This window comes from Rufibacter immobilis (genome assembly GCF_003721565.1).
In the GTDB taxonomy this organism is placed as follows: domain Bacteria; phylum Bacteroidota; class Bacteroidia; order Cytophagales; family Hymenobacteraceae; genus Nibribacter; species Nibribacter immobilis.
Window position 1 is genome coordinate 180,390 of the sequence record NZ_RJJE01000001.1, and the last position, 17,389, is coordinate 197,778.

A 17,389-nucleotide genomic window follows, 5' to 3' on the forward strand; every position below is an offset into this window, starting at 1 on the left:
CTCTTCTGGTTTGGCGGTGTTTTTGGAAAAAGAGCCGCTAAACGCAGCGTCTATGGTTCATTTTACCAGAGCCTGTTTTCCCTTCTCACGTCATTGTAACCGTTTCTCTCCTGCACGCAAGAACTTCTTTCAGGTGGTCGGCCAGCATTAAAGACTGCGCCACCACCGTTACCGTGGGGTTAGCGTGCCCGCCCGTAGGAAACGTGGAGGCACCCGCCACAAACAGGTTGTCTACTCCAAACACTTTGGCGTTTCGGTCTACCACCCCTTTCTCCGGGATGTCTGCCATTCTGGTAGTGCCCATGTGGTGTGCGTATGAATTGAAACTGCGGAACCTCTCCCTCAGATAAGCCCTAAAGCCTTCTTCCGAGTATCGTATCTCCCCCAGCTTCTTTTCCCTGTATCTATCGGCGAACAGGTTATGCGCTTTCACCAGTGATTCCACGTCACATTCTTTGAAGGCAATCTGGATGTCTACCCTGGGCATGCCAAACGCGTCTAGCTGCTTTTTGGCAAGTGTGATTCTGCTCTCCCGGTTAGGTACTTGCTCCGCAGAAAAGAACAGACCCCAGTATTTACTCTTCTTAGAGGGCAGCATGGCCGGAAGCCCCAAGTTGTAGAGTCGTTCCAACCTAGGGGGAATGCTGCTCATGCGCTGAATCTCTTTCCTGAGGAATTGGCGCAGCCCGGTTACCTCAGAGAGATGCTTGGCTGCGGCATACACCGCCGAAGAAATCAAGCCTTTTTCTGTGTTGGTACTGGTAGGGTAAGAAAGGTAGAAGATGGTGTTCAGGAGTTCTAGGTCTTCCTGGGTTTGCTCAGGAACCCACCACCGGCGCCGGCAGAAAATGCCTTGGCTGTCTTTCTCATAGTTAAACAGAATTTTGTCCCGGCACACCGGATTTACCTGCAGGTAAGTACCCGTGATATGGGTCATGTAATACCGGCCCACGTTGTCATGCTGGTTGCCAATGCCGGTGGGGAAATAATTGTTCCTTGATGCCAGCAACAGCCGCGGGTTTTCTATTCCGCCGGAGGCGAGCACGTATTTGCCCGCCGTAATTTGAATAGTGGAAGTGCCCGCCGCCACAAGCAAACTGCTTATTTTCTCTCCACCATGCTGCATTTGCAGAGACACCGCGTGGCTGTCTAGCAGCACTGTAATGGCAGAGCTCTGTTCTAACTGCTCTTTGTAGGCTTTCGCGAAATTGATAGGCGTGCTGTATCGCTCCAGGCTGTTTGAGACAAAGGCGTACGAGTCAAAACCGGGAATGATTTCTTTCTGCCGGGCAGGAAATACCTCATGGGCATTGAACTTAAAAAAGCCTATCTGGCAAATACCGCAGGACCTCTCAAAATAGGGCAGCATTTCTTCATAGGCAATGGGCCACTCACTTTCTGGCACCCAAGGCCTGTATCTGAAATCTATAGGATCAAACGGAACACAACGCCCTGCCCACACCGCTGAACCACCCCCAAACTGCCTGCGTCGCATTCTTTCGGGCGGCTCATGGGACCCGGGCGGCGAGACTTCTCCCTTGTATAGATCTCTATTGATACAGGTTTGCCTCCAGTCTCCACCCGCTACCAACACCACTTTATAGTTGGAAGACACAAAGCCCAAAGCCACCGAAATAGCGGCAGGCCCGCCTCCAATAATGCAGAGGTCAGCAGAGATTTCCTGCCCATGAATGAGGTGTTCTTTTGATACGATCATTAGCAGTATGAGTACATAGCTCTGGAATATTCATTCAACAAGCAGAAAATTCTCTCTCTTGACCTCTTCCTCCCAAGCTCAGACATCTTCCTGAAGTTGGCACGGCCCCAACGCTACTAATTGATTTGCTTGATGGTATGCTTGGTTACAAGTAATTGAATTGGTAAATGCTTTTTTAGGAGTGATTATATCTAGTTCTATAGTAGAAAAAGCAACTAGCCGCTGCGCAAGAACCTGATGAACAATAAATAAGCCAGTTGCTTCCCCCAGACAAAAAAATATGAATATTTATTATAAATTTATTAAATTTTTAATAAAAAGATCTCTATAGCAATTGAGGCCCCTACGGTAAAGCCTAATTTTCTAAAATTCATAACTGTCAGTCTCTACTCCTTTTCCACAATCGCTTACTCTTTTCCCAAAAAGGCACTGTATTTCTCTATTTGGCACGCCAAGAAGTAACTCAAAGCTACTGTTTGGCTTTATCTGAATTATTCGTTTCACTCATAAACAGAACTGCGTTTACCTCTCAGAAAAAGTACTTCCCAGCTTTATCCCCGGAGCGGGTTAGTTCATGAGCAGAACTTTTTGGGTGAGCGTGGTTTTACCTGTAGTTAAGCGGGCAATGTACACACCATTGGCCAAGCCTATTGCGTTCAGTTGCGCTGTTTGGGTTACACCACCTTCTATCTTTCCTACAAAAAGGCGCTTCACTACTCTTCCCTGCCCATCATACAGATCCAGTACAGCCTCACCGTCTTCCTCCAGCATAAACTCTAAAGTAGCCTGCTGCGCGAATGGATTAGGATATACAGCCAAGCGGTTAGACTGGGGTGTCTCCATCTGGATCTCACTGGACTTGGTAGCCGAAACCAGTAGTTTACCGGCAGCCTCTACAAACAGCGGCGTCTCCGTCAAGGTCAAGGTGATTTTACCGGAATTAGTCTTCATACGCTTCACCGCCATCGCTTCTTTCCCTATTTGCAGGGTGTACACGTTGGCAGAGTCGGTGCCCAGGTTGAGGGTATAATCGCTGCGTCTGTCTTTCTCGTCCGGAATCCAGCAAGCGAACATGGCCTTCCCGCCATTGTCGCGGTATTTGTCTACTCTAGGGTCATTGCTCAAACGCTCCACGGGCACAAAATCCCCGAACTGTTTCCCCACTTGGCCAATGTAATCGGCGGCCGGACGACGTTTGAAGGTATTACGCTCTACGTGGCCGCTGGTCATGTATTGGGTAGTGTTGGAGCTGGAGCCACTGCCATCGTCATACAACTGGTAGAAGTACAGGCCAGACAAACCAGACATGGCATACTCCAGTGAACTGCGCAGAATCCAATCGCCCTGCACTGCAAATTTATCTTTGCTTCCAATCACTTTGGTACCCTGGGTGGCGCTGTTCCAGTCATACCCCGTCTCTGTGATGATGATAGGCAAGCCTCCAATAAACTCTTTGTTCACCTGGTGGAACTTGTAAATGTTAGAGGGAGCCACAGAAAGTTCTGGCGCCACCCCAACCCGAGGTCCTCCGGCATACTGGTCACCCCCTTGGTTATTGTTATAGGCGTGGTAGTTGATCTCGTCAAAGCACAGGTTCACCCGTCCGTCTGGCAGATAGCCCCGGTTCTTCTTGCACCAGTCCACTATGCCTTGGTAGAAAGCAGTTTTAGTAGAGGCAATACCACCGCAGACTACAATCATGTTCGGATCGGCTTGTTTTACTCCTACATCAGCTCCCAAGGTTCCCATGTGTCCGTCATAGAAGGCGCTGAGGTAAGCAGCGTATTCATCGCTGTTCTGGTACGCCTGACGGCCTTTCCAGTAGCGGTCTGCCTCATTGTTGGCTTCCATCTTATCTACCAGGTCCAATCCAATCTGCACCTTGTTGGCTGGCGCGCCGGCATACTGCACTTTGGAAGTCACTTTCACCAGTGCCGGGTTCACACTAGTATTAGCCCCATAGCGGGCTGCAAACTGAAACGCCAGTTTTGCAACTTTGAGATACGTGGCTGGCTTCAGTTTATCAGCGTCATATTGGGCGTTGAAATAATTAGTAGTTCCGCCGGAAACGGTGGTGTAGGTGCTTTTATACGGCATGGGAGCATTTTCTTCCGACTGAATTGCCGCCGGATAAGTACTCTTCAACCATTCCGGGATGTTCTTAAGGCACACCAATACTTCTTTGCCATTGGCCTTGTGGCGGGCATAGATTTCATCTAACGGCCAGGTACCTTTCAAAGTGGGGCTGAAGCCATATTCTCCCTCAGAAGTTTCCAAAATACCCCAGTCTACATAGTCTCTCACCAGATGATACGGAGCAATGGCCGCTGTTCTCTTCTTCTGCACATCAGCTTCTTTGCTGTAGTTATCATAGGGATACGTATTAATTCCCAATAAGCGTTTCAGGGCATAGGCGGGCTTCACATACGTGGGCGCGGCATACGTTTTATACTTGCCGTAGAACTTGATCTCATCTGGCAAACGGGCCCCTTTCTTTTTCCGGAGGACTACGGCACTCACTTTTACCGGTGTGCCAAGGGTATGGTCTAGCCATTTGTTGTACTCACTGCCTGTATAATCTGGCCCTTTGATTTCTTTGCCGGTGCCTCTTTCAATGAAGATAGTACCCAGGGTAGCATCAGAGGAAAGTGATCCCTCGCCGTCATAAAAGCTGATACGCTGCAGTTCTACCTCCATCTGGTCTGGAAAACTGAGTACAATGTCAGATTCAGTGAGCATCTCAGAGAAGCCCATGTGCACATTCTCCTTCACCACTTCGTTGAACAATGCCTCCATGTTCTGGGTGCTGTTGTCTTTGTGGTACCCCCAGTAGGCTTTGTAGGGGATATCGCCTTGTACTACTGTTCCGGTGCCTGGAGCGGGTGCTGGGGCTGGGGCCGGAGCGGGTGCTGGTGTTGGCTCTGTAACAGCGGCCGCTTCCACTACCTGGGTTCTAGTCACATTGCTGGCGGCGGTGAAATTATTCCCAGCGGCCTGTGCGGCAGTAATGTTTGCGTTTCCGGCGGCTATGATGGTAGCTTCCCAACCTTTGGAAGTGTTAGCCACAGTTACAACGGCTTTATTGGAGGACGTGAACGTAATAGGGGTAGCAGTGTTGGTGCTGGTGGCCTTTAACACGAAGGGAGCATCTCCCACTTTTCTGGCAGGAAGCGCGTTGAACGTGATCACGGCCTGCTGCGGAGCAGGTGAAGGCGCAGGAGCCGGCGGTGCAGTGGTAGTTCCTGCCTGGCCGTATATTTTCACCTTCTGCGGAATGTTGTTCCCGTACTTCCGGATGATGATAGCCTCTGCCGTTACCGGAGCACTGGGTTTTAAATCTACCCATTTCAGGTACTCTTTCCCGTCAAAAGTGCCAATCAAAACCTTTTCAGATCCGTTTTGGGCATAGACATACGCCGGATTGGTAGTGAAGGTGCCCTGATGATCATACAAGGAAACTCTGGTTACGGTGCTCTTGCTCTCCAGCGCAAGCACTACCTCTACATACTGGTTGTTGTTGGCCGCCCAGACACTTTTCACCAGATTAGATAAGTTCTCATCTAACCAGGGGGAGTAATCTTGCCCGGTATTGATACTTGGTTTGATAGAGACAACCTTCAAAGCAGACTCTGCGATTACCTGTGACACAGCCGCTATCGTGACCAGGCACGAGACAGCCAGCAAAAGGAAATTAATTAACTTAGATTTTAAGGGGTACATTATACTAAAAGCTATAAAACAATTGATAAAAGGCTAGAGACACAAGGAAACGCAGATGAACCTGCATGAAAGAAATGGAAAGCTCTTTCACTGCCAGAAAACCATTTCTAAAACAGAAATACCTTTTCTTTTAAAGCAAATTTGAGAGCAGATCAATCCTTAGATACTTGCATTACCTGTGACGCATCACAAGCTTATACACAAGCTAAAGATTAAGACAAAAGAAGGGATCAATCCAGCATTATTCCTATCACATTCCAACACACAAAATTCAACCACGCTTTTTAATTATATTAAGATATACACAAACCGCAAGGTCTTTAGTTCATTACATTGTTATTCATTTTCAATGCATTAAAACCTCAACAGGCATATCATACACAAAGCTAGACAATTTATTTTTTACTTTACAAGCTTTAAAAGCATAATTAATTCACTCTAAATAAAATACACAATTTTTATACTTTTCTAACAATTACCCAGTTACAAATTCCCAAAATGGGAAAAATTAACAAGCTATTAACGCTGTATAATTCTACTTTATACTCAATTTCCAGACTTCATTGAATACATTGTCAATTTCAGCTATGTCTAACCTCACAATTACTATTAAAACTATATATTTAGAAAAGGTAGGCAGTATATTTCCATCATATCACTACCTCACCCAATCATCAGCTATGAACTAAAATAAGTATGTAGAAAGGCATCGTTGTTTAACTAGAATAACACCCCTCAAAGGGCAAACTGTACCAGCAACCGGCTCATCTATCCATTGTCTCACTTCCAAGCGGTACAAACACAGAGAACCCTCCCCCTTATTCTGTGAACAAAGAGGAGGGTTCTGTTTTGGGCTTAATTTTGGAAAAAGGGCCGCTAAACGCCTAAAACTGTGAGGAGACGCTGTCGTTCATTTGCTCCAGCATGGTGTCTACGGCCGTTGAATCGGTTACTTTAGGTCTACGTGGCACTACCGTAATACAATTGTACGGCTTCTTGATCTTTACCGCCGGCTTAGGGAACGTACCGAGCTTGATGCCCAGGTCTGGGTCACGGTACACTTTCTCCATGAACCGCCCAAAGATGGGCAGTGCCGTTTTAGAGCCCTCGCCGGTGGCCGAGGTCCGGAAGTGGATGCTTCGGTCTTCGCCGCCTACCCACACGCCGGTCACCAGATCTTTGGTTACGCCCATGTACCAGCCGTCTGAGTGGTTAGAGGTAGTACCGGTCTTGCCGCCAATCTGGTTGCCTTTCTTCCAGAGGTCGTATTCCCAGAGGGCCTGTGAGGTACCGCCGGGTTCTTCCATGGTTCCTTTGAGCATGTGCACCATCAGAAAGGCGGTTTCTTCGGTAATAACCCGTTTCTGCTGCGGATTGAACTGTTCTATAATGTTCCCGTTGCGGTCTTCAATGCGCATCACCAATATAGGTTTGTTCAGGAAACCGTTGTTCACAAAAGTGCTGTAGGCGTTCACCATCTCGTAGATGCTCACGTCTGAAGACCCCAACCCAATGGATGGCACGGCCTCAATGGGGCTGGTGATGCCTAGGCGGCGGGCAAACTTCCGGACGGTCTCCGGTCCTATGGCCTCCGTCAATTGGGCGGTCACGGTATTGATGGACCGGCCCATGGCGTGGCGCAAGGTCATCTGTCGACCGGAGATGGAGTGGTCTGCGTTATGGGGCGTCCACTCCATCGGCTTGCCGTTCTCCACGTATTTGATGGTGACCCGCTGGTCCTGGATTTTGTCACAGGGCGAGTAGCCTCCGTCAATGGCGGCGGCGTACACAAAGGGCTTAAACGTAGAACCGGGCTGGCGCTTGGCTTGCTTCACGTGGTCATACTTGAAGTTCTCATAGTCAATACCGCCCACCCAGGCTTTGATGTGCCCCGTGAAAGGATCCATGGTCATCATGCCGGCGCGCAGGAATTTCTTGTAGTACCGCAGGGAGTCCATGGAACTCATGGTCATTTCCTGGGGGCCTTTCCAGCTGAAGACGGTCATCTTCTTAGGCGTGTTCAGTTCACGGATAATGGCGGCTTCGTCGTTTCCGTATTTGTTTTTGAGCGACTGATACACGCCGGTACGCTTGATGGCGCTTTCTATGAACCCCGGAATTTCCTTGTCCTTGTCATCTACCCAAGGGTTGCGGCCGCGCCAGTGGCTGTCAAAGCGCCGTTGCAGGCTCTTCATTTTCTCCTTCAACGCTTCCTCGGCCAGGCGCTGCATGCGGGAGTCAATGGTGAGGTAGATTTTGAGGCCATCGGCGTAAATGTCCAGCTCTTTCTCTTCGGCCCACTTACGCACGAATTCGTTCACGGCTTGGCGGTAGTAGGCCGGCACCCCATCCAGGTGCTGTTCCACGTGGTATTTGAGCTCAATGGGGAGCTGGCTCAGGGAATCGGCCTGGGCCGAAGTGATGACTTTGTTGCGGGCCATCTGCTGCAACACCACGTTGCGGCGCGCCAAGGCGTTTTTAGGGTTAAACCGAGGGTTGTACGTAGTAGGCGCTTTCAGAACGCCCACCAGCATGGCGGCTTCCTCGGTTTTGAGTTGATCTGGCGTGGTGCTGAAAAACGTTTTGGAGGCCACTTTTATCCCGAAGGCATTGCTCCCAAAATCAACGGTGTTGAGGTACATGCCCAAAATCTCGTCTTTGGTGTAGCGCTGCTCCAGCTTAATGGAGGTGTTCCACTCTTTGGTTTTGGCCACAATGGTAGAAACCAGCGGCACGTGGCCTAGAATGCCTTTGGTGTCTTTGGTACGCGTACGGTAGAGGTTCTTGGCCAGCTGCTGCGTGAGCGTGGAGGCGCCCCTTGACTCGCCGCGCAGGTTGTCTTTGATGGCAGCCAGCACAGAGATAGGATCAATGCCTTGGTGCTCGTAGAAACGCTCGTCCTCAGTGGCCACCAGCGCTTTCACCATCACGGGCGCAATGCTGTCAAACGGCACCAGGTCACGGTTCTCCCTGAAGTAGCGGCCCACCAGCACGCCGTCTGAGGTGTAGATCTGTGAGGGCAGGTTATTCTGCGGATTCTCCAGGTCGTCCAGACCCGGCGAGGCCCCAAACAGGTAAAACAGGTTGAGGTCTACGGAAACAAAATAGAGGACAATGAACAGCACCCCAAAGGCAAACGTCTTCCAAAGGGCACGGATCCACTTGTTATATCTGGTACGGGGAACTTTGATCTTCTGTTCTTCTGGCATGCGGCTTTACACGGGCACAGAACCCGCCTTCTCAAAACGCCCAAAGTTACGGGAAAGTGTTGGGTTTCCCGAAGTTGCAAACGGGTTTAGGGGCTGTTTTCCGTAAATTAGGCTAAAAACAGAAAGCATCTTCCGTCCATCAGCCCAATTTACGGGGTTAAAATACTTCGTTTTTTACAGACTCTTCTTATACAAGTGATACAACACCTTCTTGTCATGGTCTGTGAGGATACCGTTCACTTCCTTCTGGATGAAGTGCAGCTTGAACGCCTTGATGGCCGCATCCAGGTTCTTCACGTCATAGCCAATGATGCGCAGGGCGTCTTTGGGCTGAAACGAGGCCGGAATGGTGTCTACCGCCGCCACTCCCAGCACGGCCGGGTCCAGCACCGCCGCAGCGGGCACCCGCGCCGCTGAATCTGCCGCCGCTACCGCCACCGAATCCTGGAACGGCGGAATCACCTGCTCAAACACGGAGTTCTGCACCGCATCCTCGTCATACCAAATGCCATAACCGGCCTCGGCCAGTCTTTTCCAGGGGAAGGTGGGGTTGGGGTCTACTTTGCGGCTGGGCGCGATGTCTGAGTGCCCAATAAAGTTAGCGGCCGGAATGCCGTGGGTTTTCTTCAGGATGGCCAATACCTGCAACAGACTGCTGATCTGGGCATCGGCGAAGGGCTCCGCGCCGTTGTTGTCCAGCTCAATGCCAATGGAGGTGGAGTTGAGGTCGGTGGTGTTGCCCCATTTGCCGCTGCCGCCGTGCCAGGCCCGCAGATAATCAGAGAGCATGTGGTACACTTTGCCGTCGCGGCCAATCACGTAATGCGCGCTCACCTGCGTTTTAGGCATGGTAAAGGTCTTAAGGGTCTGCTCTGTTGAGTTCTGCGCCGTGTGGTGGATGACCACGTAATTGGGTTTGCGCATGTTGAAGTTGGTGGTGCCCACCCATTGGTCGCCCTGCCGCAGGCTGTCTTCGCCGGGGTTGGCGACCGGTGTTTGGCGCAGCGTTTTGGCATAGGTTTTCACCTGTTTCTTGTACGCCTTGTTAGTGATGGCATACGGGTTGGGGGAACAGGCGGCCAGGAACAGGCTCAGGCCTAGCGGCAGCGCCGCGCGGGAGAAAATGCGTTTCATAGTTGGTTCAGTCAGGAGGCCAAAGATGCTAAAATTTCCTTTGCCTGCCAGTCTTTTCCCTACCACCGCAGATGAGCCGGTGCAGACGGAATTTTGCGTTTAGGGGCTCTTTTTCAGAAAACGGCTCCTAAACGCAATCCCTCCCTGTCTGACCGCGCAGCATTCTACCGGGCAACTTTCTGACCTTGGCCGTTTAGCGGCCGTTTTTCCAAAATAAGGCAAAAACTGCGGGGTTCGCTTTTCCGGCTGCCGCCAAACTGCTACATTAGGAGGTCGTTATTTTATTCTTTCCGCACGCCTATGGACTTACCCGCGCTACAGTTAGGACATGAATTTGAGCCTATTCCCAAGGAACTCCACTCCATGGCCACGGGGCAACCGTTTGACACGTGCCTTACCTGCCAGTGTCATCTGCTGCAAGACGGCGTGGGGTATCTGGTGGAGAAAGCCGTACGGGTGTACCCAGACGCGGGCGTGCAGGATGTCATCTTTGAGTACGCCATGTGCCTTACCTGCGCCCAGCAGCTGCGCGAAGAACTGTCTGTGGAATCACGGCAGCGCATAGAGGCCTTTTTCAGGGAGCGGGTAGACCTGGTGGCGCGCCGCGAAGCGCTGCTCAGTTTGCCAGACCCGCTGCGGCTAGACAACTGGCTCGCGCACTGCCTGGTCACCGGCACGCCCCGCAGCGCCTGCACCGAGTACCAGATCTGCGCCCAGTGCGATGGCGGCGACCTGCTCTACACCTACATGCCGTACTTCCTCAGCGCCCAGGCCATGGACCAAATGCAGGAACTGATCTCGCCGCACACCCGCCAGATTCTGGACGATTTCATGGACACCCATTTCGGGCTGCCGCCCGAGCTCCGGGCGCTGCTCCAGGACCGTCTGGTGTTCCTCTAATACCCGCGTCTTCCGTTGCCATTTGTTCACCTCCAACCTCGCCCTGCCATGAAACTTCCTTTCCTGCTCTCCTTCGTTCTTCTGTTTAGCGGCAGCGTGCTGGCCCAAACCAAAAAATCGCCTCCGGCCTCTTCCTCACCAGACGCCAGGGCGGTAGAGGCGGTCGTGATACGGCTCTTTGACGCCATGCGCGCCAGCGACAGCACCCTGGCCCGCTCGGTACTGGCCCCCAGCGCCAAGCTTTATTCGGTGGCCAGCGGCAAAGACGGGCAGGTGCTCCCCCGGGAAACGCCCATGCATAAATTTGTGGAGATGATTGGGCAGAAGCACCCGCAGGTACTGGACGAGCGCATCTGGGGCGTGAAAGTGAACATTGACGGTGATCTGGCCACCCTGTGGTGCGATTACGCGTTCTACATTGGAGACACGTTCAGCCATTGCGGCGCAGATGCGTTCCAGCTGTACCGATCGCCCCAGGGCTGGAAGATCTTCAGCATCTCAGACACCCGCCGCAAAGAAGGCTGTGACCTGAAAGCCGCGCAGGCCGCCAGAACCAAACCTTAGAAACAGAAAAAGCTCCCACAGAAGGAGCAGCAAGGCAAAGTCTCAGCTAGAATGAATAGCGTTTAGCGGCCGTTTTTGGAAAAACGGCCGCTAAACAGACTTTAAGCATTTGCCTCAGTAGGTTTGAGCTGGCAGTTCTTCAGCCAGGCCAGGGCCTCTTCTCTGGAGGAGAACACGCCCACTTCCAGCATTTCGCCAATCTTGCTCACCTGCATGGCTTCGCCGGCTGTTTCACCGTAAGAATGCTTGTGAGCCACGTGGGCTAAGTAGCGGAGGCCCGCTTTCACGGCTCTGGGCAGCCACTCTTTCTCCAGCCAGGTTACCGCATCGGCCCAGGGGCCGGCAGATTCACTGTTGTCGTTGAGTTTGTAGGGGCAGTTGGTTTGCTCCAGCATCTGCAGCCCTACCTCGCACGCTTTCCGGAGATCATTCTGTGAGGCATACCCCAGCCAGACCGTATCAATAAAGTCCTGCTCAGGTTTGTACTCAATCACATAGAAGGTACGGCCAAATGAATTCTGAATTTCTTCGCGCATAGAAGGGCTCGTAGGGGAGCTAGACCATATAATTACATAAATGTACGCTTTTGTATCAATTCCGGAAATAATCCCAGGAACTTATGTGCAGGTATTACTGGGCTTTCGGCAAGCCGATTTTTAAGTGGGCAAAAGCAGGGGAAGTGCCGCGAAGGTGACTACTTTAGGGGCGCAGTTATCTTCTTTGTTACCCACCATGTTCAGCACCACCACAAAACGAATTTTACCGGTACTTCTGGCCCTGTTTCTGCCGTTCCTCTCCCCTGCCCAGGACTTGCAGAAACCGTTTCGGGAGTGCGGAATCCAAGGAAGCACCACCGTCTATGACCTCCGGAAGAACCAGTGGACGTACACCCATGCCCAGGATGCCGAGCGGGCTTCTCTGCCGGCCTCTACCTTCAAAATCCTGAACAGCCTCATCCTGCTGGAGGAGAAAGCCGTGCGGGACGAGCACGAAGTCCTGCCGTGGGACGGACAGACCCGCGACGTTCCCGCCTGGAACGCCGACACTGACATGAAAAACGCCTTCGCCAACTCCACGGTCTGGTTTTATGTGCGGCTGGCCCAGAAAATAAGCAAGGCCAAGTACCGGTCTTACCTCAAACGCTGTGGCTACGGTAACGGGAAGATTAGGAACGGCCAAGGCGCCGATTTCTGGAACTACGGAGATTTCGCCATCTCTCCCAAAGACCAGATTGAGTTCCTGCGGAAGTTCCACGAGGAAAAGCTGCCGTTCCGGAAAGAAAACATCCAGAAGGTGAAGCAGATGATGGTGGCCCAGCAAACCTCAGACTACACCCTGCGCGGCAAAACCGGCCTCACCAGCTACGGCGGCACCAGCAGCGGTTGGTGGGTAGGCTACGTGGAAACCAAAGGCAACGTCTACTTCTTCGCCACGCGGCTGCACAAAGACCAGGCTACCAAAAATGAGAACTTCGCGGCCTGCCGCAAAACCATTACCCAGCAGATACTCCAGCAACTGGCCATCTTGCCCAACCTGTAAGCAAAACCCGTTTAGCGGCTCTTTTTGGGAAAACAGCGCCAAACCAGCCTAACCTTCATAGCAGAAAAGGCGCCGTAGGGCGCCTTTTCTGCTATGCTTTCTTCAGGAAGCAGGTTTTCAGGACCATGACGGTTCTTTCCACCCGGCCTTCAATCTCTGCCTCGTCATCGGTGAGCCGGATGTTCTTGACCACCGTTCCCCGCTTGATGGTGGAAGAGGAGCCCTTCACCTTTAGATCTTTGATTACCGTAACCGTGTCTCCTTCATTGAGCAGGTTTCCGTTGCTGTCTCTTACTTCCATGTGTACTTATGTGGGTATGAAATGAATATGGCGGGCCGGAGTTCACCAGACGTGCCGGTGCGCAAAGCTACAGAGTTTGCAGAGGTATCCCAACAATGTGGCGGCGGGCCATCTGCATTTTGCCGGAACAAATTATATTGGATTGAAGTTAGGCTCGTATTCCCGTATAAACCTCAGGGCATGAAGTATAAATACGTATTCCTTTTTCTGGGGCTGCTGCTTTCCTCTCTCTGCGGGGCCCAAACGCCTGACCGAAGCCGATGGTTCATAGGGTTGCAGGCCGGCCCCAGCCGCACGTTCCTGCGCGGAAACGAAACCGCCCGTGAGCTTCCCGCCGATGTCCGGTTTGCCGGCGGCGGATTCCTGCGGTACCGGCTTTCCAAAGTATTTCTGCGGGCCGAGCTGCTGTATGAAAACAAAGGCAACAAAGAAGAGGGCAGCTACGTGGAGTATAACCTTGACCAGCAGGCCACTGGCCAAAAGCACTACACCATTCGGCAGTGCTTCCATTACCTCACGGTACCGGTTCTGCTGGAGGTACCGGCGCCCGTGAAAGGCTTGCACGTGGCGGCAGGGCCCTACGCCGGATTCTTGCTGGGCCAGGAACTTGCCGCCGAAGGGGAGCAACTGGAGTTTACGTCTTACTACAGACGGCTGGATGCCGGGCTCACCGCCGGTATGGCGTATTACCGGCCTCTCTCCCCCGCACTAGGCCTGAAGCTTGAATTGCGGCACAACCTGGGACTCCTCAACATCACAAAAGACCCTGACTCCGCCAGCAGAACCAAGACCAATGCCACCCATCTGTTGCTGGGCCTGAGTTATCAACTGAAATAAAACTTACCGGAAGAGGCATTGCGTTTAGGGGCCGTTTTTGAAAAAACGGCCCCTAAACGCAACTAGCCTATGGTAATGGAGTAAGCGGCTTCAAAGGTTTCTCCCGCGCCTAAAGACTGCATCCCTTCTTTCTGGCTTAGTTCAATGGGTGCCCCCGCGCTGCCCGCAATGCCGTACCAAGGTTCAAGGCACAGGAACGGGGCGCCTACCCGTTTGGTCCAGATACCCAGGAACGGGAAACCGGCAAACTGCATCTGCACAAAGTGAGGGTGCCGGTCGCATTTGAGGGTGATGCGCTCTGAGCGGAAGCCCTTGAACACCAACGCATCTTTCTTATACTGCTCATACCGGAGCGGCAGCACGGCCATGTTGTCCAGGACCGGCTCCGTGAGCCCGTTCTGCAAACCGGTGCCGTCTTCCAGCAGGTACCGCGAAAGGGTTTCGGGTTGGGAGAACTCCAGGTAATAGTCTTCAAACTCTTGCCCCGGCAGCAGCGGTACGTTAAATGCGGGGTGCGCACCAATGGAAAAGAGCATCTCCCCTTCGCCGGTATGCTGTACCTGCCACTTCACCTCCAGCGTCTGGCCCTGCAACCGGTAAGAAATGCGCAGCGCGAAGTGGAACGGGTACACTCTCAGGGTTTCAGCGGAGGAAGTCAGTTCATACACCAGTTGGTCTGCCTGCTGCTCTACCAGCGTAAACTCCTGGTCGCGGGCGAACCCGTGCTGCGGCAGTTGGTAGGTCTGGCCCTGGTGCAGGTACTGGTCCTGGGGCAGGCGGCCCACAATAGGGAAAAGCACGGGCGCGTGGCGGTTCCAGAAGGTGCCATCGGCTTGCCAGAGGTATTCCAGCCCCGCGTCTTTCTTGACCAAACTACACAGTTCTGCGCCGGCGCTTTTCACGCACACGCGCACATAGTCGTTCTCCAGATAGGTGGTGTTCATGAGGGAGAGGTAAAGGTTGAGTTTCTGAGGTGCTCCACGGCCTGCACGGCGTTCTGGAACCGGACCTCGGCGGAGCCAGAAATCTCTACGAATGGCACGCCCATCTGTTCCAACTCACGCTTGTACCAGTCATAGAAAAACTGCCGGAGGTGCGGGTGCTCGCGCTGCGGGTCTGGCTGCCAGGGCAAATCTACGTCCATGAGCAGGTACAGGTCGCAGGCTTGCCGTTTGAGTTCATTCAGAATAAAGGGAGAACAATTGCCGTAAGCGTGCTCAGACCAGATTTTGAGCACCAGCAACTCAGTGTCCAGGAACAGCAGCGGCGGATTTTCCCGCGCCTCGGCCTGCCAGAGGTCCAGCTGCCCCTGGGCGATGGTGTCCAGGTCAGGGGCCTGGTAGGGGCGGCCCAATTGGTTCAGGAACGTGCGGGCGTATTCGGGTACCCACGGGGCGCCGTAATGCCGTGCCAGCTGCGCGGCCAGCGTTGATTTACCGGTGCTTTCGGGGCCCGTGATGGCGATCTTGATCAAACTGCTCAGGTTAAGAAGCTTTCCGTTTAGGGGCTCTTTTTGGAAAAACAGGCGCTAAACGGAAAGCAAGGAAATAAAAAGAAGATCAGCTTACGGAGCCGGGGTTACGGGGGCTTTCTTCCGGAAGTCAAGGTTATAGGTAAGGCCTACCTGCAAGGTGTGGTTGTTCTCAAACCAGACGCCGTTGCGCTGGGCCACGTGCTGGTGCAGATAACCCACCTCCAGCGTGGCGTCTTTGTGGAAACGGTAGCCCAGGGCGGCATAGGCGCGGTTCTGGTCAAAGATGTTGTTGGTCACGTTGGGCCCAAAGTTCACGAACACCTCGTCATACAGCCCCAGGTAGAATTCTTTGTCCTCTAGCGTAGCGCCCTGCAACGGAATGGTAGCCCTGAACTGGTAGCGCACGCGGTTGAGGTAAGTGTAATCCTCGGCCCCGGCAAATTTAATCCAGCGCTGCTCCAGCCGGAACCGGTGCTGCAAAGTAAAGATGCCGTGGTTGTCCCTGAGCTGCAACTGCTGGTAGGTGCGGTGCTCCGGGAAATCATCGGCGGCGGGATTGTCTCCGTACGGATAGGTGTGCACGTAGGCGTAGCCCCCGGCCAAGGAGGCGCGGTCAGAGAGGTTGTACACCAGCGCCAGGCGGGGCATGAACTGCTGGGCCTCCGTGACTATTTTGTAACGTCTGAGCTGGAACTCGGTGTGCAGCCCCCATCTATCGGTCAGTTTGTGGGTTCCGAAGTACATGAACCAGCCGTTGAAGTTGGTGTCATGCCTTCTGTTATTCTGGGCCGAAGCCTCTGGCAGCAATAAGACAAAGGCGAGGGAGAGCAACAGGAGAATTTTCTTCATAGCATAAAAGGTATAAGCGTGGCAAACCCGGCCGCGCTTCAGGGGTTGCGGCGGCAGGCGGGGCAAAATTAACAACTGCGGGCAATTTGGCCTGTTTTTATCCAGATTTCGGAAAAATAGCCCCTAAACGTGATAAAACGCAAAAACCCACCGCCAAAGCCGTGGGTTCTCTGCGCCAGTCAACCTGTGTCAAAGGCTACCGGCAGCGCATCTATTCTGCTCTGTAGAAACTAGAGCCCTTTTTGCGGTTGCGGTAATCGTCTAGGTTCATGGTGAGGGAGAAGCCCGGCACCCCATAGATATAGGCCGGCGACATCACAATGGTAGGCTTGCGGCCCCACCGGTTGCGGTGCGACAGGTACGCCAGGTGCGAAGACAACATGCCTATGCCCGCGCCCACAAACACATCAGACTGCCAGTGCTTGTTGTTGAGCATCCTGAACGCGCCCACGCTGGTGGCAATGGTGTACGCGCCAATGCCGTACCAGGGGCTTTTGTGCTTGAGCTCAGAGTTGAGGATGGAGGCCGCCAAAAAAGCCTGCGCCGTGTGCCCAGAGGGCATGGACTCGCGGTTCTCGCCGTTAGGCCGCTCCAGGTTGGAGACCTGCTTTATCCCGAAGACCGTGACGGCAAAAATGGCCTCGGCCTTGAGAATGAGGATGGACGTGTTCAGGAAGTCATTGTTGGACTTGACGTTGAAGAGGTTGGCCGCCGCCAGCTCCACGTACGGCATCACCAGCAGCACATCGTCTACCTTGGTCCTGAAGTTGGGGAAGTGCTTCTGAATATCGCGCTTGGCGTCATAGCTGCTGTAAATCCCGTTGTCTTTGATGGTAGTCAAGCCATAGGCAATCAGGATGGTGGGGATGATGGTGGCCTTAAACGCTTTCGATTTGAAAAAAGGAGCCTTGGCGCCGGGAGCCGTGACAGAGTCCTGGTACTTCTTCAAGGTGTCTGCCGCCACCACCGGGTCCTGGTACTTTTTGAGCGTATCTGCCTCCTGGGCCATCAACTCCTGACCAGACAAACCTATGCAAAAAGTGAGGGCAAGCCAGAAACGTACTATGTTTTTCATAAGCCTACAGTTTGAGGGATGAGAAAGTAATCTTCTGCTTAATCGTTAGAAACGGCAAAGGGTTACTTCT

At 52.9% G+C, this 17,389-nt stretch carries 14 protein-coding genes; 4 read left to right on the top strand and 10 right to left on the bottom strand.

What is annotated here, in order from left to right; genetic code table 11:
• Nucleotides 1–85: 85 nt before the first annotated feature.
• The 4 genes from EFA69_RS00730 to EFA69_RS00745 all read right to left on the bottom strand — a co-directional run bounded on the left by EFA69_RS00730 (nucleotide 86) and on the right by EFA69_RS00745 (nucleotide 9,780).
• On the bottom strand, nucleotides 86–1,717 hold the full coding sequence (locus EFA69_RS00730) for a GMC oxidoreductase (RefSeq protein WP_123131181.1): 1,632 nt from the start codon (nucleotides 1,715–1,717) through the stop codon (nucleotides 86–88).
• Between the two features lie 567 nt (nucleotides 1,718–2,284).
• The gene (locus EFA69_RS00735; protein ID WP_221175643.1) at nucleotides 2,285–5,365 is read right to left on the bottom strand and encodes a T9SS type A sorting domain-containing protein; all 3,081 of its coding nucleotides are present in this window, start codon (nucleotides 5,363–5,365) and stop codon (nucleotides 2,285–2,287) included.
• Between the two features lie 956 nt (nucleotides 5,366–6,321).
• Entirely contained in the window at nucleotides 6,322–8,646 is a 2,325-nt protein-coding gene (locus EFA69_RS00740) for a penicillin-binding protein 1A (protein WP_123131183.1), read from the bottom strand.
• Between the two features lie 174 nt (nucleotides 8,647–8,820).
• On the bottom strand, nucleotides 8,821–9,780 hold the full coding sequence (locus tag EFA69_RS00745; RefSeq protein ID WP_123131481.1) for an N-acetylmuramoyl-L-alanine amidase: 960 nt from the start codon (nucleotides 9,778–9,780) through the stop codon (nucleotides 8,821–8,823).
• A gap of 300 nt (nucleotides 9,781–10,080) precedes the next feature.
• Here EFA69_RS00745 and EFA69_RS00750 point away from each other — a divergent pair, with 300 nt between their 5' ends.
• The gene (locus tag EFA69_RS00750; RefSeq protein WP_123131184.1) at nucleotides 10,081–10,680 is read left to right on the top strand and encodes a hypothetical protein; all 600 of its coding nucleotides are present in this window, start codon (nucleotides 10,081–10,083) and stop codon (nucleotides 10,678–10,680) included.
• Nucleotides 10,681–10,728: 48 nt separating this feature from the next.
• On the top strand, nucleotides 10,729–11,244 hold the full coding sequence (locus tag EFA69_RS00755; protein WP_123131185.1) for a nuclear transport factor 2 family protein: 516 nt from the start codon (nucleotides 10,729–10,731) through the stop codon (nucleotides 11,242–11,244).
• Nucleotides 11,245–11,345: 101 nt separating this feature from the next.
• Here EFA69_RS00755 and EFA69_RS00760 read toward each other — a convergent pair whose 3' ends face one another.
• Nucleotides 11,346–11,780: a hypothetical protein gene (locus tag EFA69_RS00760; RefSeq protein WP_123131186.1), complete on the bottom strand. Its 435-nt coding sequence runs from the start codon at nucleotides 11,778–11,780 to the stop codon at nucleotides 11,346–11,348.
• Between the two features lie 154 nt (nucleotides 11,781–11,934).
• Between EFA69_RS00760 and EFA69_RS00765 the strand changes: the two genes are divergently transcribed.
• On the top strand, nucleotides 11,935–12,783 hold the full coding sequence (locus tag EFA69_RS00765; RefSeq protein WP_245964456.1) for a penicillin-binding transpeptidase domain-containing protein: 849 nt from the start codon (nucleotides 11,935–11,937) through the stop codon (nucleotides 12,781–12,783).
• Nucleotides 12,784–12,874: 91 nt separating this feature from the next.
• On the opposite strand, the gene EFA69_RS00770 is transcribed toward EFA69_RS00765, so the two are convergent.
• Entirely contained in the window at nucleotides 12,875–13,084 is a 210-nt protein-coding gene (locus EFA69_RS00770; RefSeq protein ID WP_123131187.1) for an alkylphosphonate utilization protein, read from the bottom strand.
• Between the two features lie 180 nt (nucleotides 13,085–13,264).
• Here EFA69_RS00770 and EFA69_RS00775 point away from each other — a divergent pair, with 180 nt between their 5' ends.
• Nucleotides 13,265–13,921 (top strand): porin family protein, encoded by a 657-nt coding sequence (locus EFA69_RS00775; RefSeq protein WP_183906648.1) that lies wholly within the window; start codon nucleotides 13,265–13,267, stop codon nucleotides 13,919–13,921.
• 62 nt (nucleotides 13,922–13,983) lie between these two features.
• On the opposite strand, the gene EFA69_RS00780 is transcribed toward EFA69_RS00775, so the two are convergent.
• From EFA69_RS00780 to EFA69_RS00795, 4 genes are all read right to left on the bottom strand, one after another.
• Nucleotides 13,984–14,865: an aldose 1-epimerase family protein gene (locus EFA69_RS00780; RefSeq protein ID WP_123131189.1), complete on the bottom strand. Its 882-nt coding sequence runs from the start codon at nucleotides 14,863–14,865 to the stop codon at nucleotides 13,984–13,986.
• Nucleotides 14,862–15,395, bottom strand: a complete 534-nt coding sequence (locus tag EFA69_RS00785) for an AAA family ATPase (protein WP_123131190.1) — start codon at nucleotides 15,393–15,395, stop codon at nucleotides 14,862–14,864. Before EFA69_RS00785 ends, EFA69_RS00780 begins: the two co-directional genes overlap by 4 nt.
• 90 nt (nucleotides 15,396–15,485) lie before the next feature.
• Complete coding sequence (locus EFA69_RS00790; RefSeq protein WP_148041219.1) at nucleotides 15,486–16,244, bottom strand: DUF2490 domain-containing protein; 759 nt, start codon at nucleotides 16,242–16,244, stop codon at nucleotides 15,486–15,488.
• A 211-nt stretch (nucleotides 16,245–16,455) separates the two neighbouring features.
• Complete coding sequence (locus tag EFA69_RS00795; RefSeq protein ID WP_123131192.1) at nucleotides 16,456–17,319, bottom strand: phosphatase PAP2 family protein; 864 nt, start codon at nucleotides 17,317–17,319, stop codon at nucleotides 16,456–16,458.
• Nucleotides 17,320–17,389: the final 70 nt, after the last annotated feature.